This is a genomic window from Marinitoga sp. 38H-ov (assembly GCF_011057715.1).
GTDB lineage: Bacteria > Thermotogota > Thermotogae > Petrotogales > Petrotogaceae > Marinitoga.
In genome coordinates this window covers 93,398-108,883 of record NZ_LNGH01000053.1, presented here as the reverse complement: position 1 = coordinate 108,883, position 15,486 = coordinate 93,398, and the positions used below count along the sequence as shown (strand labels likewise).

Annotated in this window: 14 protein-coding genes and 5 tRNA genes; 12 read left to right on the top strand and 7 right to left on the bottom strand. The window is 25.2% G+C overall.

Annotated features, from left to right (window positions below):
* Positions 1–21: 21 nt before the first annotated feature.
* From AS160_RS10480 to mnmE, 6 genes are all read right to left on the bottom strand, one after another.
* Positions 22–96 (bottom strand) — tRNA-His (locus AS160_RS10480).
* Between the two features lie 18 nt (positions 97–114).
* A tRNA-Arg gene (locus AS160_RS10475) sits at positions 115–191 on the bottom strand.
* Positions 192–267 (bottom strand) — tRNA-Gly (locus AS160_RS10470).
* Positions 268–288: 21 nt separating this feature from the next.
* Positions 289–364: transfer RNA gene (locus AS160_RS10465), tRNA-Pro, on the bottom strand.
* A gap of 80 nt (positions 365–444) precedes the next feature.
* On the bottom strand, positions 445–1,152 hold the full coding sequence (locus AS160_RS10460) for a hypothetical protein (RefSeq protein ID WP_165148707.1): 708 nt from the start codon (positions 1,150–1,152) through the stop codon (positions 445–447).
* Between the two features lie 8 nt (positions 1,153–1,160).
* Entirely contained in the window at positions 1,161–2,495 is a 1,335-nt protein-coding gene (gene mnmE / locus AS160_RS10455) for a tRNA uridine-5-carboxymethylaminomethyl(34) synthesis GTPase MnmE (RefSeq protein ID WP_165148704.1), read from the bottom strand.
* Between the two features lie 150 nt (positions 2,496–2,645).
* Here mnmE and AS160_RS10450 point away from each other — a divergent pair, with 150 nt between their 5' ends.
* Positions 2,646–3,182, top strand: a complete 537-nt coding sequence (locus tag AS160_RS10450; RefSeq protein WP_165148701.1) for a GNAT family protein — start codon at positions 2,646–2,648, stop codon at positions 3,180–3,182.
* Between the two features lie 11 nt (positions 3,183–3,193).
* Here AS160_RS10450 and AS160_RS10445 read toward each other — a convergent pair whose 3' ends face one another.
* On the bottom strand, positions 3,194–4,039 hold the full coding sequence (locus AS160_RS10445; protein ID WP_165148698.1) for a GNAT family N-acetyltransferase: 846 nt from the start codon (positions 4,037–4,039) through the stop codon (positions 3,194–3,196).
* A gap of 213 nt (positions 4,040–4,252) precedes the next feature.
* On the opposite strand from AS160_RS10445, the gene recJ reads away from it, so the two are divergent.
* From recJ to AS160_RS10390, 11 genes are all read left to right on the top strand, one after another.
* Positions 4,253–7,381, top strand: a complete 3,129-nt coding sequence (gene recJ / locus AS160_RS10440; protein WP_165148695.1) for a single-stranded-DNA-specific exonuclease RecJ — start codon at positions 4,253–4,255, stop codon at positions 7,379–7,381.
* Entirely contained in the window at positions 7,381–7,626 is a 246-nt protein-coding gene (locus AS160_RS10435; protein ID WP_165148692.1) for a hypothetical protein, read from the top strand. Before recJ ends, AS160_RS10435 begins: the two co-directional genes overlap by 1 nt.
* The gene (gene ruvX / locus AS160_RS10430) at positions 7,623–8,285 is read left to right on the top strand and encodes a Holliday junction resolvase RuvX (protein ID WP_165148689.1); all 663 of its coding nucleotides are present in this window, start codon (positions 7,623–7,625) and stop codon (positions 8,283–8,285) included. The genes AS160_RS10435 and ruvX overlap by 4 nt, the downstream gene beginning before the upstream one ends.
* A 9-nt stretch (positions 8,286–8,294) precedes the next feature.
* Positions 8,295–9,275 carry an AI-2E family transporter gene (locus tag AS160_RS10425; protein ID WP_165148686.1) on the top strand — a complete coding sequence of 327 codons (981 nt, stop codon included), beginning with the start codon at positions 8,295–8,297 and terminating at the stop codon, positions 9,273–9,275.
* A 151-nt stretch (positions 9,276–9,426) separates the two neighbouring features.
* Entirely contained in the window at positions 9,427–10,221 is a 795-nt protein-coding gene (gene rsmA, locus AS160_RS10420) for a 16S rRNA (adenine(1518)-N(6)/adenine(1519)-N(6))-dimethyltransferase RsmA (protein ID WP_165148683.1), read from the top strand.
* 82 nt (positions 10,222–10,303) lie between these two features.
* Positions 10,304–10,378: transfer RNA gene (locus tag AS160_RS10415), tRNA-Arg, on the top strand.
* Between the two features lie 72 nt (positions 10,379–10,450).
* Complete coding sequence (ylqF, locus tag AS160_RS10410) at positions 10,451–11,275, top strand: ribosome biogenesis GTPase YlqF (RefSeq protein WP_165148680.1); 825 nt, start codon at positions 10,451–10,453, stop codon at positions 11,273–11,275.
* A complete protein-coding gene (locus AS160_RS10405) occupies positions 11,276–12,382 on the top strand; it encodes a hypothetical protein (RefSeq protein WP_165148677.1) in 1,107 nt (368 codons plus the stop codon).
* Positions 12,375–12,626 (top strand): EscU/YscU/HrcU family type III secretion system export apparatus switch protein, encoded by a 252-nt coding sequence (locus AS160_RS10400; RefSeq protein WP_165148674.1) that lies wholly within the window; start codon positions 12,375–12,377, stop codon positions 12,624–12,626. Before AS160_RS10405 ends, AS160_RS10400 begins: the two co-directional genes overlap by 8 nt.
* Positions 12,627–12,630: 4 nt before the next feature.
* Positions 12,631–14,400 (top strand): tetratricopeptide repeat protein, encoded by a 1,770-nt coding sequence (locus tag AS160_RS10395; RefSeq protein WP_165148671.1) that lies wholly within the window; start codon positions 12,631–12,633, stop codon positions 14,398–14,400.
* Positions 14,401–14,415: 15 nt separating this feature from the next.
* Positions 14,416–15,477, top strand: coding sequence for a hypothetical protein (locus AS160_RS10390; RefSeq protein ID WP_165148668.1), 1,062 nt, complete (start codon positions 14,416–14,418; stop codon positions 15,475–15,477).
* Positions 15,478–15,486 lie beyond the last annotated feature (9 nt).

Below are 15,486 nucleotides of genomic sequence, written 5' to 3'. Positions count from 1 at the left end.
AGCCTAGGCTTCCTTTTTTGTTGGGGTGGCATGTGGGATTTGAACCCACGACATCCTGATCCACAGTCAGGCGTTCTACCACTGAACTAATGCCACCATCACTAAAAAAAAAGGTGGCGCGCCCAGAGGGATTCGAACCCCCAACCCTTGGATTAGAAATCCAATGCTCTATCCTATTGAGCTATGGGCGCTGGAGCGGCCGACGAGACTCGAACTCGCAACCCCTGGCTTGGAAGGCCAGTGTTCTACCAATTGAACTACAGCCGCACATCTAAGGTCGCCACCTTCTGGTCGGAGCGACTGGGGTCGAACCAGCGACCTCCGGTTCCCAAGACCGGCGCGCTACCAACTGCGCTACGCTCCGACTCATTCGCTGTCCGAGAATTATAATACCATAAAAAAGATTACTAGTCAAGTAAAAAAATATTTCAAGATTTTTACAAATTAAATTTTTTCTAATTCCTTTATTATCTTTTGTAAAACATCAGGTTCTTCATAAAATGATATCATTTCTCCATCTTTTGTAGTAATAGTTAGACAAAAGGTTTCTAAATAAGGTTTATGCAATGTTCTTATACGTCTATTAGGTAAAAATAAATCTTGCATTTTTACATAATAAATATCTTGTTTCCCCTTAATATCATAAAGATTATATTCTTCAATATTTGTTTTTGAAATAATTTGTTTATAATAATCTCCATTTGGCATTTTAAATGAAAAAGCAATGTTTTTTTCACCAATAGCAAATACTGAAGGTAATAATTTCCCAGCTTCTTCTAAGGAAGTTATCTCACCTCTACCAAAGAATAAATGGTAAAACTTCCAATTATTCTTATTATATTTATTTAAGGTTATATAATCTTTTAAAATATCCACTTTATTTTCTTCATTTGCAGCTACTAAAAAAACACCAGAAACAACTAAAAGATAAAATAATACAAAGAAATTGGTAAATCCAAAAATCATTGCAATAGCTTCACTTGCTATTATAGTCCCTGCAAGAAATGAAAAAACTCTTTTACCTTTTGATTTTAATATTTGATAAAAAATAATAAAAGCTATTAAAGAAATTCCAAAAAACAACCATCCTTTTATAACTACTTGCATTAATGGGATTAATCCAAAAATAACAGATAATACCAAATAATTCATAGTCACACCTACTTTCCAACACAAAAATTTCCAAAAATATTATCCAATAATGTTTCTGTATAGTCTTCTCCTGTTAATTCGTTTAATCCTTCTATAGCTTTTCTAACATCAAACATTATAGCATCATTGGTTAACCCTAAATTTATTCCTTCTATTGCATTAGAAATTGAATCAATAGCTTTCTTGACAGCATTTTTTTGTCTTTCATTTGTTAAAGTTAATTCATTTGTTATAACCAAATTTTTTAGCTTATCGTATATTTTATCTTCTAAATTTTTTATATTCCCTTTTGAAGCAGATATTTTTACTATATCATAATTCCACGGTATTTCAAATTTATTTTCAACATCTGTTTTATTTACAACTATTATTATTTCCTTATCACTATACTTCTTAATTCTTTCATATATTTCAATATCATAATCTTCTATACCTGTTGAATTATCTAATACAAATAATATTAATTTTGATTCTTCTATCGCTTTCAAAGATCTTTCTACACCTATTTTTTCTACTACATCATCCGTTTCCCTTATCCCAGCTGTATCTATAGATCTTATAAAAATACCTCTTATATTTAAATTTTCTTCTATTGTATCTCTAGTTGTTCCTGGAATATTTGTTACTATAGCCCTATCTTTTCTTAGTAAAGCATTTAAAAGCGTTGATTTGCCAGCATTAGGCTTTCCAACTATAGCCATTTTTATACCTTCAATGGCTGATATTCCGTTATCTGCATTTTCATATAAATATATTAAATCTTCTTTTATATTATTTAATGAATTTAAAAATTCGAAATTATCAACCTCGAAATCCTCTGGATAATCCATCTCAACTTCAATTCTAGAAGCAATATTAAATAATTCTTTTTTCAGTGAATTTATTTGTTCAGAAAGTTTCCCTTCCATTTGATTTGCAGCGGCTTTTAATGCATAATCAGAATTAGCATGAATTAACTCATTAATTGCTTCTGCTTTTACTAAATCCATTTTTTTATTCATAACTGCTCTTTTTGAAAATTCCCCAGGCAATGCTTCTCTTATACCTTTTGATAAAATTAAATTCAATATCTTTTTTGTGACTAAGATACCTCCGTGGCCAAATATTTCAAGCATATCTTCACCTGTAAAACTTTTTGGCCCTTTATGATATACCCATGTAACTTCATCGACTATTTCATTTTTTTCTTTTATCCAACTATAATACATTTTTTTAGGTTCTGGATTTGTTATATCAAACATATCATTAATTAATTCTTTTGTTTTATCTCCCGTAATTCTAATTACAGATATTGCACCAGTACCTAATGGCGATGATATAGCTGCAATTGTATCAAAAATCATATAATCACCCCATTTTACTTTTTTTCATATTATATCATTAAAAAATATCACAAAATATAATTTTTGATGAAGATATTGTTTGACAGAAATTATATGTATTTGTTATAATACATTAATTTAAATATTTTGAAACATAAAGGGGGAATCTAGATGATAGATGGAAAAAAAATTAGATTAAGGGGGTATTCAAAAAAAGATTTAAAAGATGTTTTAGAATATATTAATGACTATGAAATTAGGAAATTTACAACTCCTGGAATCCCTTTTCCATTTAGAATAGAAGATGAAGAAAAATGGTATGAAAACAATAACCCTTTTGATAATGGAAAATATAGTTTTGCTATAGAAAGGATTGAAGATAATAAATATATAGGCGGATGCGGAATAAACGAAATTGATTGGAAAAATTCTGTTGCTACGGTTGGAATTTTTTTAGGAAAACCTTTTTTAAATAATGGATATGGAACAGAGGCTATGGAGTTATTAGTCAATTTTATATTTAATGAAATGAATATTAATAAAATAAAATTATATGTATTTGAATTTAATAAGAGAGCTATTAAATCATATGAAAAGATAGGATTTAAAGTTGAAGGAGTTTTAAGAGAAGAAATTTTCAGAGAAGGAAAATATCATGATGAAATAATCATGGGAATTTTAAGAAAAGAATGGAAAACTCGCGACTAAATTGTCGCGAGCTAATGTATTCTTTTTTCCATTTCTATTTGTTTCAAGAATGGTGAAAACTCTTTCTTTTTTAAGATATTATAAAGCGGATCATTCTCTGGTAAAGATACCATAGTTACACTTTTAAAATTCATAAATGCTAGTCTATTTAAAAAATCTTGAACTATTTCTTCATACTTAGATTCATCAATTATCGGAGAAATATCGACAATAAAAGCTCCTTCTTTTGTTGTGCCCCAAACAACATACCCTATTGTAAACCCTTTATTTGTTATTCTTTCCATCTGATACCTATCTCTAGACAATTCCAAAGTTTTAGGCTCTCTTTGCCAATTAGGATTTCTTCCAACATAATGCAAAGCTTCTACAGCCCTATCATGAATATATTTACAATCTGTCTGAATATAGTTAAATTTAGGTTCTTCTATCTTTTCCAAATATTTAACAAAACTTTCTAATATTCTTTTCTCTTTAAATCCATGTTTATTGTAGAACTTTTTTGCACTTTTTTCTTCATCTACAACTTCCAAAATAATTTTAGTAATCCCTCTCCATTTCATTTTTTCAGTTGTATAATATAATAATTCTGATCCATATCCCTTTAATCTATATTCTTTTAAAAAACCAAATGCATCTATCCTTCCCCTTGCCCCTCTTATAGATACAAGAGAAAAACCTATTGGATTCCCAGATTCATATACTATATAAGAATCATCTAAAGATATTGAATTTTCTCTAACATCATATTCAAAAGATGTTATAGTCCAGTTAATAGGGACTGAATAATCTTTAAATGTATTATTTACTAAATCTACAATTGTTACCATGGGAACCTCACTAGCTTTTTTGAATTCCATAAAATCCCCCTCCTAAAGATACATTATAGATAGCCTTATATAAATTATAACACAATTTTTTCTTAAAGTTCATAATTATTTTTATACTAATATCAATAAATTCAATTAACCTTAAATTAATATTAATGGAATATATCCCTAATATTATTTGTAGCAAAAATTCTGTATAATTAAAATAATAAATAAAAAAATAAATAGAGAGGAGAGAATATTTTGAAAAAGAACTGGAGGGTCTTTTGGGACTCTGATAGTCCTTTATTTATAGAAAATCAAAAACTAGCTAGGAAACTAGCTAATGAAACTGGACTATCAGAATTTTTAATAAAATTACTTATTGCGAGAGATATTAAGACAAAAGAAGATATAGAAGAATTTTTATATCCCGATGAATCTTCAATAATTGATCCATTCCTATTAAAAGATATGGATAAAACTGTAGATATTCTAATTGATATTAAAAACAAAAAAGAAAAATTAGTTGTATATGGAGATTATGATGCTGACGGCGTAACCGCAGCCGCCGTTCTATATCAAGGTTTTAAGGCGCTAGGTTGGGATGTTGAAGCATATATCCCAAATAGAATTGATGAAGGATATAGTTTAAATACAGAGGCTATTGATGAATTATATGAAAAAGGATATAAAAACATTATTACCGTTGACTGTGGTACAACTTCTTTAAAAGAAGTTGCCCACGCAAAAGAAAAAGGCATGAAGATTATAGTAACAGATCATCACGAAACACAGGATGTATTACCGAATGCAGATGCCGTTGTAAACCCTAAAAGAAAAGATGATAATTATCCATTTAATGGTTTATCAGGCGTTGGTGTTGCCTTTAAAGTACTTTTAGCTGTTCATAACACTTTAAAAAATACTTCATTTGATCCTTTCTCTTTGGTAGACCTTGTAGCTTTGGGGACTATTGCCGATATTGTTCCGTTAAGATCAGAAAATAGATATTTTGTAAAAAAAGGATTAGATAAGATAAGAACTAATCCTAATCCAGCTTTAAGGTATTTAATGAAAGAAATAGGAATTGTTCCAGAAGATGTAAAATCATATGTTGTAGCATATAAAATTGCTCCAAAAATAAATGCCGCTGGTAGAATGGCTGATGCCATGAAAGCTTTTGAATTATTAATGACAGAAGACAATAAAAATTTAGATAAAAAAGTGAAACAATTACTTGATTTAAACACAGAAAGACAAAAACATGAAAGAAGAATATATAAATCAGCATTGAGTTTAATGGATATAAATCCTGATTTTCATGATAAAAAGGTTATTGTTTTAAGTGGTCAGGATTGGCATTTAGGCGTATTGGGAATTGTAGCTTCTAAATTATCAAATAAGTTTAATAAGCCCGTATTACTAGTTTCAACAACAAATGATGACGATACTGGTAAAGGATCAGCAAGAAGTCCTCAAGGAATTAGTTTAATTGAATTAATGAAAAATTTATCGCAAAAAGATGAAAATTTCTTTAAAGAATATGGCGGACATGAATTAGCCGCTGGTTTTACTATAGATTCCGATAGAATTGAATACTTAAGAGATGAAATAAATAGGGTTTATTATAATGTATATGGCGATAAGGAACCTGAAGCGGAAATTGAAATTGACATGGAAATTGAAAATCTTTGGAATTCATTTTTTGATGATATTTCTGCTTTAGAACCATATGGTTATAAAAATCCAGAACCAACATTTTTAATAAAAAATGTAAATTTAGAAAAAGTAAAAATATTTGGTGCTGAAGATGAAAATATAGCTGCTATAGCAAAAACAGAAAAAGGTATGATATTTGAAGTTGTTGGATATAGTGTATTAGCTAATAGAAAAGATAATTTAACTGGAAATGTGAAGTGTAATCTTGTTGGTAATTTTAGAATAGAAAGAACATTCTATAGCAATCAAAAAATTTTAAAATTCTATATTAAAGATATTGAATTCATAGGAGATTCATTAACAGAAAAAGGTAATTCAGGTAATATATTAATATCTTTACACGCTAAAGATAATGTTCATCATTTAGCAAATTATAAGTATAAAATATTATTAGATATGATTGAACAAAATAAAACTGCTATATTTGCTCCTTTAAAAATTAAGAATACATTATTAATAGAAAAAATTAAAAACAAGATTTCAAAAGGAGAAAATTTAATAATTATAGGCGCTTCTCATTTATTGCTAGAATATACATATAAAATAATTAATCAATATATATCTTCTGATAGCATTTATTATAATAAAAAATCAAAAATAGAAAATACTATTTTAAAAAGTAAAAAAGTTATATTAGTTACTGTACCAGCTTATATTCAAAATATTCAAAGATTAAATGATTTTTCAAATAATATATTAATAGATGAACCAATATATTCATTTTCTCATCCAACTATAGCTAATATAACAGAGTATATTCAATTAAGGAAAATAGTTAGATCTAAAAATTATAACATAAATATATTTGGAACATTTTATGATGAAAGTATAAAAGAGTTTTTAAAAATGAGTGGATATAGAGTAGCGAATGTAAACTCCAATGTACCTCCTTTTGAAGTAATTAACGAAGTTAATTCAAACAAATTGTCTTTAATAAAAGATTATCTATACAATTCGAAAAACCTTAATATATTTGTAAATAGTATTGAACCATATAAAAACCTTAAAAATTATATATCAAGCACTTATGAATACTCAGAAGATTTCATTTTATATTACTCTCATATGCATACATTTTTTGAAAAAATTAATATTAGAGAATTAAATAAAAAAGGACCATCAAGAATATTAATTTCTGAATTTACTAATGATGGTATATCTTTAGAACAGAAAGATAGGCAGTCAATAATAATGTTATATGATGTTCCAAAAACACGACTTGAATTATTAGATTTAATTTCATCTTGGCCACATAACAAAAAAGATAATATAATTTTTGTTATGGCATATAATAATGATTTTTCTACAAAATTTATGTATGATTTTTCAAGAATATATCCATCAACAGAAATGCTTAAGAAAGTATATGAAATAATTAAAGAAAATAACAACATAAATATTAATACTATTTCTAAAGAATACTTTAATAATGACATAGAATTTACAAAGAATATAGTTGATGAACTAATAAATTCTGGAATAGTAATAAATACATCTGATGGATTAAAAACAATGGATGACTTTAGATTAGATTTAATACATAAAAATGTAAAATCAAAGGAAAGTATATTAGATAAATGGATAATAAAAAATTCCATTAGATTTTTTACAAATTTCAAATCAAGAAGTTTAATTTCATTACTAAACAATCAAATTGCGGAGGTAAAATAATGAAAAAAACAACTAAAGATTTAAACATGTATATTAAAGTAGAACAAAAGCATTTGGTTAAAGTGTTGGATAATTTAAGAAAAAATAAAATTTTTTCAAAATTCTTTCCTCTAGGTGGATTCCCTATAATCGCTGTGTCGGAAGAAGATATAAAAGATGTTGAATCTATATTAAAAGATATGAATATTGACTATGAAACAAAAAAAACTAAGACTGATATTATTGAGGAGATGTTGAAATTTTGAATTACATTGGTCTAGATTATGGTTTAAGTAAAACCGGCATTGCTACAAGTAACTCAATAATAAAAGTTGCTACTGTAAAAGATACAGTAAGAACTGATAAGATTATAAACTATTTGAAAAATATATATAAAGATGAAGATATTTTTGTAGTAGGTCTCCCTATATCAATGTCTGGAAGATATTCAAAACAGACATACGAAACCATTGAATTTTCTATTAATTTAAAAAAAATATTTAATTCAAAAGTTTTTCTTATTGACGAAAGATTAACTACACAACAAAGTTATTCATTGACAAAGAGTTTTTTAAATTCTAAAAAGGCTAAAAAAGCTAAAGATCAAAATAGTGCTCTTTTTATACTTCAAAGATTTTTAAACAATCAAAATTTAGCCATAGAATTAATAGAAAAAAAGGAATATAAATTAGAAAATATTGACTCTAATTCTATTTTAATTAATAATTTGATAATAAAAAATAGTAATATATATAATAAAGCTGATATTTTAGCTATAGACCCTTATATATTTTGGTGGTACTATAAGAGAAATAAAACATCTACTGCATTAAAAGAAGATTTAAATTATGAATATGATTTTATTATTTCAAATGATGATATAAATATAAAATATAATAATTTAATAAAATTAAATAATGATTAGGGTGATTATATGCCAAAAACTTTCTGGTTTATTATTTCTTATCTAATTTTTTTCTTAGTATTATTAAAAACATTCCCTACTATTATAGGAAGTTTAATTGTCGCTCTATTTTTTACAATTTTAATTGATGTAATAGCTAGTTACTTAGAGAAATTAAAGATTTCTAGAAAAATCTCTGCTCCCTTATCTTCTTTAATATTTTATGGAACATTGGTATATGTGCTATATAGCATAATACCAATTACTATAGAAGAAGGGAAAAAAGCTTTTGATACAGTAACAAAAATTGATTTAAATGTAATACCTGGTAAGGCCGGTGAAGTAGTTAATACTTTTTTAGATACTACAAATAACTATTTAAATGATATAATAGTTCAAATAGCAACGTATATTGCATCGAATATTTCTAATTTTATTACTGTAGGATTACTACTTATAGTTGCATCTGCATATATAGCTATAGCAAGTAAAAATTTGTTTAATTCAATCGATAAATTTTTTCCAAACTCAGAAATAAAGAAAACAAAAAGATTTCTATTAACAACATATATAGATTTAAGAAAGTTTGTTTCAGGGCAAATTATAACTGCATTTTTTGTTGGTTTGATAACTTGGTTTTTATCTTTAATATTAGGGTTCCCTTATGCAGTCTTCCTTGGAATTTTAGCAGGAATAACAGATTTCATCCCTTATTTAGGTGTTGTTATTACAGCTTTACCTTTGACTCTATTAGGTTTTACTAATTTTGGATTATCTGGAATAATTAAAGCTATTGTTATACTAGTTATAGCTAATCAAATAGAAACTTGGATATTATCTCCAAGAATTTCTGGTGGAAAAGTAAATTTAAATTGGTTTTTAGTTCTAATATCTTTATTAATTTTTGGACAGGTATTTGGTGTCGTAGGTGTTTTGATTACTATACCTCTTCTAATTATAATTAGAAACATCTGGAATATATTTATTTATCCATATCTAAAAAATATATAAAAAAAGCAGCCTTTTTGGCTGCTAAATGTTAAACAGGGGGAATTACTTAATTTTCCTATATGTGGTTATTATTCTGTTTTATTGGCATTTATTTAAATTTATCGTTATTATACTATATTTTTTGAAGTTTGTCAACTGAAGGGAGAATCATATGAAAACTAGTGAATGGCTAAAAAAATATAATATATTTTTAAAAAAAAGTCTTGGTCAAAACTTTCTTTCAACACAAGAATACGCTAAAAAAATCGTACAAAAATCTGATATTTCTAAAGATGATATTGTTATTGAAATAGGACCTGGAGCTGGTACATTAACCGAAGCTTTGGCTCAATCTGGAGCAAATATTTTTGCTTTTGAAATAGATGAAAGATTAAAACCTCTTCTAGAAGAAAGATTTAAAAATTTTAATAATGTGCACATTCAATTTATTGATTTTTTAAAAGCTGATTTGTCTAATTTTAATAACCCAAAATATGTTGCAAATATTCCATATTATATTACATCTCCAATTTTAGAAAAAATATTTATGGAAACACCGGATTTTCAATTAGCTACCTTGATGGTTCAAAAAGAATATGGTAATAGAATGATAGCAACTTCTGGAAAAGATTATAGTCCTTTAAGTATATTTGTACAATTTTTTTGTAATGTTGAAAAAATTATTACAGTTCCTCCTCATGCTTTTATACCTAATCCAAAGGTTGATTCAGTTGTTATTAAATTAACTCCAAAAGAAAATATTCCTGATATAGATAAGAATAAATTCTTTAAATTTATTCATATTGCATTTTCTCAAAGAAGAAAAACTATAAAAAATAATTTAAAAGGAATATTTGGTGAAAATACAGATGAAATATTAAAAAAATGTTCTATAGATCCTAAAACACGTCCTGAAAATTTATCTATTGATAAATTTATCGATCTTTTTTCATATTGGAATATATAGTTTTTAATTTTCTATTTATATTTTCTTTATTGATTTTATCCATTTTTTTTGTTAAAATATTCTTAGTCCTAAATTTAATTATGCCCTCATAGTTCAACGGATAGAACGGCGGATTCCTAATCCGCAAATGGAGGTTCGATTCCTCCTGGGGGCACCATAATAATCCGGGAGTACCCCGGATTTTTTGTTATTATAAAAAATTGTTATAATATATAATGAGGTGAATACAATGTGGTATCCTGGACATATTAAAAAGGCTAAAAGTAAAATTAAAACTTATTTAAAAACAGTTCAAGGAATTTTAGAACTAGTAGATGCTAGAGCGCCATATGCTAGTAGGGCATATGAATTTGAAGATTTATTCAAAAACAAAGATAGAATAATATTATTTAATAAAGTAGATATTGCGGATGAAAAAAATTTGATTTTTTGGGAAAATTATTATAAGAGTAAGGGATATAAAGTTTTAAAAACATCATTAAAAAATGTTAGTATTAGAAGTTTTTTAACTAAAGTTGTATATAAGTCTTTTCCAAAAAAATTCAGTGAATTAAGGGTCATGGTTGCTGGTATTCCAAATGTTGGAAAATCAACTCTAATTAATAGTATTAAAGGGAAAAAATCATTAAGAGTAGGAAATACACCAGGTGTAACTAGAGGTGTTCAATGGATTAGTGTAAATGATCAATTTATGTTATTAGATACTCCTGGAATATTATATAGCGAAATATATAATAAAAAGATATTGTATAAACTAATTCTTATTGGTTCCCTAAAACCCGAAGAAGATGAAAAAGAATTTGCAATAGAATATGGATTTAATTTCTTCAAGGAAAAATATCCAGAAATAATAAAAAATGCTTTGAAATCAAATGAAATCCCTGAAGATTATTTGGCTTTTATAGAACTTTTTGCAAAAAAAAGAAATTTTATTGCGTCTGGAAATTCATATGATACAGAACGAGCTATGAATATATTTTTAAAAGAATTATCTGATGGAAAATATGGAAAAATTGTATATGATTTTCCTGAAGATTATGATATGTTAAAGTGAGTGATAATTATTCTAAATGGTATTTTTAATACAAATTTTCTTAAAGAATTTATTAAAACAAAAAATATTAAAACATTACTTGCCTTAATTGAGGCAATAGATAAGGATATTATTCAATTAAAAATTGATAATAATAAACGAATAATTATTGAAAATCCAAATTTAAATCTTAAACCTGGAGATTATATTAACATTATTGATGAAAAACAAGAAAGCACAATTCATGTCAAAGAATTATTAAGTATTATAGAAAACAATAATATAGAAAATATTATTAATTTTAATTTATTTGATGAACCAATTCAAATGAATTTAAATGGTAGTTTAAATATGCCAAAAATAAAAAATTTTATTATATGGCTTAGTAAATTTATTAAAAATATAAAACAATATGAATTACCAAAAATCAATAAAAGCTTTAAAAGCTTTATAAAACTATATATTAAAGAAGTAGCAGATAAAATTATAGAAAATACAAATTTAAAAGTTCCAGATCCTAAAAATAGTTCCGAAATTATAATTAAACTATTTGTTAAACCAGACAAACTTGAATCACCCGAAAATATTTCTAAAAATAATATTGATATAGAAGAAAAAAAATTAGATAACATAAAAATGGAGGTTAAAAAATTAGACGTTAATAAATTAAACGTTAGTAAATTAAATGTTAAAGATTCAAATGTTAATAATTTAGATATTAAAGATTTAGAGGATACAAAACCACTTTTTAAAAAAGCTATTGACGCATATAAAAGATTTTCTCAAATAGAAAGTATACCTCAACAAAATTTTATATTTTTTCAAATATTTAATATTCCTATTTTTATTAATATCAGTGATATATTAGAGCAAAACATGCAAAAAAAAGTTAAAAGAATTTCATTTTCTTTCATATCAAATTTATTTGGTTTAATAAATACTATTATCTATGAAAAAAACAATTCTATATCTCTAATATTTAATATTGAAAATAATATTGATATTTTTAAAGAAAATTTAGATGAATTATTAAATTCCATTAAATCAGAGGGTATAAAAATTGAAGTTTTACAATTACACTCTTTAACTGATGAAATAATCTTAAATAAGAAGGGATTATATGGATAAAAAAGTTGTTGCTATAAAATATAAAGAATTTGAAGATGATGTTCCAATTGTCATTGCAAAAGGCGTAGGAAAGATTGCCGATAAAATACTTGAAATTGCTAGGGAAAATAAAATACCTATAACAAAAAATACAAAAGTTGTAAATGACTTATACTCTTTAGATATTCCTTCAGAAATACCAGAAGATATGTATTTTATAATTGCAAAAATAATTGCCCATGTTATGAAATTAGATGCGAGGTGAAATTATGGGGTTAAAATATGCTATTGTTTATTTAGATTTAAAACCAGAATATGCAAAATTATATAATTTACCAATTAAAATGCCAATTTTAGTTGATGATATGAAAAAAGTTACAAATAATAATAAATTGCCATTAGATGTTATTTTGAGAGGTTTAGAAGCTCAATATGAAGTATCTAAAGATGAATATTATAAAAGCTATTTAGTATATTTCTACTATGAAGCTTTTAAAAACTTTTTAAATAAAAATGATTTTGAAAATGCCAATTTTTATTTAAATAAAGCTAAAACTATTGGTGGAGAAGATTATAGATTCCATTTTTACAGAGCATTATTATTAAAAAAAAGTTCCCAAGACGAATTAGCAGAAATAGAATTAAAAGAATCTTTAGTTAAAAACCCAAACTTCTATCTTGGCCATTTCGAGTTAGGGAATTTGATGTTTGAAAGGAAATTATATGACGAAGCTTTAGAATCTTATAAAAATGCTATGGAATTAAATCCAGAATTTGTAATCCCGCATTTAAAAATAGCCGATATTTATATTGAAAATGGTTTATTTCCAGAAGCAATAGAAGAATTAAATGAAATACTAAAAAAGGACCCTAACTTTTCTGCTGCTTATGTAAGATTAGGTATATTATTTAATCAATTACAAAGATATGAAGATGCTATGTATATACAAGAAAAAGGTTTATCTAAAGACCCGGAAAATTACGAATTATTATACAACATTGCTTTTACTTATTCAAAACTAGGCAAACATATAGAGGCTACAAAAAAACTCGAAAAGGCTGCTAAGATATATGAAAAAGATTTTATTTTACATGAATTAGCTATATCTTATAAAAATATTGGTGAATATTTAAAAGCATTTGAAACAGCTAAGAAAGCATTTGAAATATCAACTGAAGAAAATAAAAATTTAATATTATTATTTCTTGTAAAATTATCAGCCATTATTGGTGATTTAAAAGAAACTGAACATTATATTAATTTGTTAAAAGACACTGAATTTGAAATATCTGCAAAAACATTTTATATGTTTTCATTATTATCAAATGATAATATTGAAATTGCAAAAAAAATAGCTATTGAATTAAATAATTATGGAATATATGGCAATTTACATTTAGTTATAGATAATTTAGATTCTTATCTAAATTACTTAGAATCTATATCAGATAATAATTATACAGAGGCTTTAATAGAGTCTTTTGACGAATATGGTGATATAGACAAATTAGGATTATACAGAAATTTAAAGAAAAATAACATAGATTTAATAGAATTAATTAAAGATGAAATTAATGAAAAAGTTGATGGAATCGAACTTATTTTAAACGCCTTATTATTAAGTGGTATAGATTATGGCCTATCTGAAAGAGTTTCCACATTATTGTCTAAATTCATTTGGAAAGATGGAAAAGGTTTGTTAATATCAAGATTTTTACTAAGATATTATCAAGATAGAGTATTTGGTAATTTTAGCTCATTAGATGTATTTGTAAATGATATAATTGAAGAAATGAAAGATTTACATTTTGAATTATCTAGATTAATCTCTGAATATGATATAAATATTATAGATTTTGATGAATTATTAGATTATAACACTAATTCATTTGAAGATGTTATTAAGGTTTTATTATCTTATATGCATATAAACCCAACCCTTGATGAAATTGAAAATTCTAATTTTTATGATTTTAAAACTAAAAATATTCTATTATGGGCTTCTAAACTGGATAAATTAATATTATTATTAAAATAACAGGGAGGATTTTATATGAAAAAATATTTTATATTTTCATTATTTCTATTATTTCTTTTAATTGGTTGTACAATTAAAGAAGATCAAAAACCAATTATACAATTAATTGAACCATCATCTAGCTTAATTAGCGAACCGTTTAACCTAAAGTTTAAGATCTCTGATGACATTTATTTAAAAAATTGGGAAATATCTATAGATAATCAAATTATAAGCGCATTAAAATTTGATAGAATAAAAGAAAATGAAATTGAAGTTAGTTCTATAAAACCATATAATATTGATAATATTCCAGATGGCGATGCGTTAAATATAATAATAAGCGCTGAAGATAATATTGGAAATAAAACTACACTAAAAAAAGAAATCAAAATCGGAAGATTACCTAAAATAAAATTATTACCAGAAGAAAGCATATATGATACAGTAGAAGGAACATTTAATATTATTGCTAATATTAAAGATATTGATGTTTTAAATAAAGAAGATTTATATAGTTATACTTTATCAATTTCAAAAAATGATGATTTTGTATATTTATTTAATTCTGATGATAGTGTAAAAACTGATGTTAATAACAAAGAAGCGACTATTACAACTGATGAATTCAAAGCTTCCAATTATAGCATTAATGATATTTTAACATTAAATATTACTGCAACTGATAGAGCATCAAATACTGCATATTATGAAAAAAAGATTAAGATAGGTGGATATCCTCCAGAAATAAATTTAATTGAGCCTAATAAATATTCAAGTAATTCTACAAATTTAATAATAATTGCAGAAATTTCAGATGACGTTGAAATAACAGATATTAATTTAAAAGTAAATAATATAGATAAAACCATTGATAGTAATTTTTATATAGATTCTTTAGATTCAACAAGCTTATCATATAATAATTTTAAAGAAAAATCTTATTTAAAAAAGGTATATTTAAAAAATGATAATATAACATTAGAAGACACAAATTATATTGAAATAATTTCAAAGGATCGTGCAGGAAATACAACAACTAGAGGTTTTATTGTTACATATGAAAATAAATCTTTTAAAATAACAAAAGCGTGGTGATATTATAAA

Bases quoted from the DNA above. Each gene is read 5' to 3' on its own strand.
- AS160_RS10460 (WP_165148707.1), bottom strand. From the start codon at position 1,152: ATGAATTATTTGGTATTATCTGTTATTTTTGGATTAATCCCATTAATG.
- mnmE (WP_165148704.1), bottom strand. From the start codon at position 2,495: ATGATTTTTGATACAATTGCAGCTATATCATCGCCATTAGGTACTGGT.
- AS160_RS10450 (WP_165148701.1), top strand. From the start codon at position 2,646: ATGATAGATGGAAAAAAAATTAGATTAAGGGGGTATTCAAAAAAAGAT.
- AS160_RS10445 (WP_165148698.1), bottom strand. From the start codon at position 4,039: ATGGAATTCAAAAAAGCTAGTGAGGTTCCCATGGTAACAATTGTAGAT.
- AS160_RS10435 (WP_165148692.1), top strand. From the start codon at position 7,381: ATGAAAAAAACAACTAAAGATTTAAACATGTATATTAAAGTAGAACAA.
- AS160_RS10425 (WP_165148686.1), top strand. From the start codon at position 8,295: ATGCCAAAAACTTTCTGGTTTATTATTTCTTATCTAATTTTTTTCTTA.
- rsmA (WP_165148683.1), top strand. From the start codon at position 9,427: ATGAAAACTAGTGAATGGCTAAAAAAATATAATATATTTTTAAAAAAA.
- ylqF (WP_165148680.1), top strand. From the start codon at position 10,451: ATGTGGTATCCTGGACATATTAAAAAGGCTAAAAGTAAAATTAAAACT.
- AS160_RS10400 (WP_165148674.1), top strand. From the start codon at position 12,375: ATGGATAAAAAAGTTGTTGCTATAAAATATAAAGAATTTGAAGATGAT.
- AS160_RS10395 (WP_165148671.1), top strand. From the start codon at position 12,631: ATGGGGTTAAAATATGCTATTGTTTATTTAGATTTAAAACCAGAATAT.
- AS160_RS10390 (WP_165148668.1), top strand. From the start codon at position 14,416: ATGAAAAAATATTTTATATTTTCATTATTTCTATTATTTCTTTTAATT.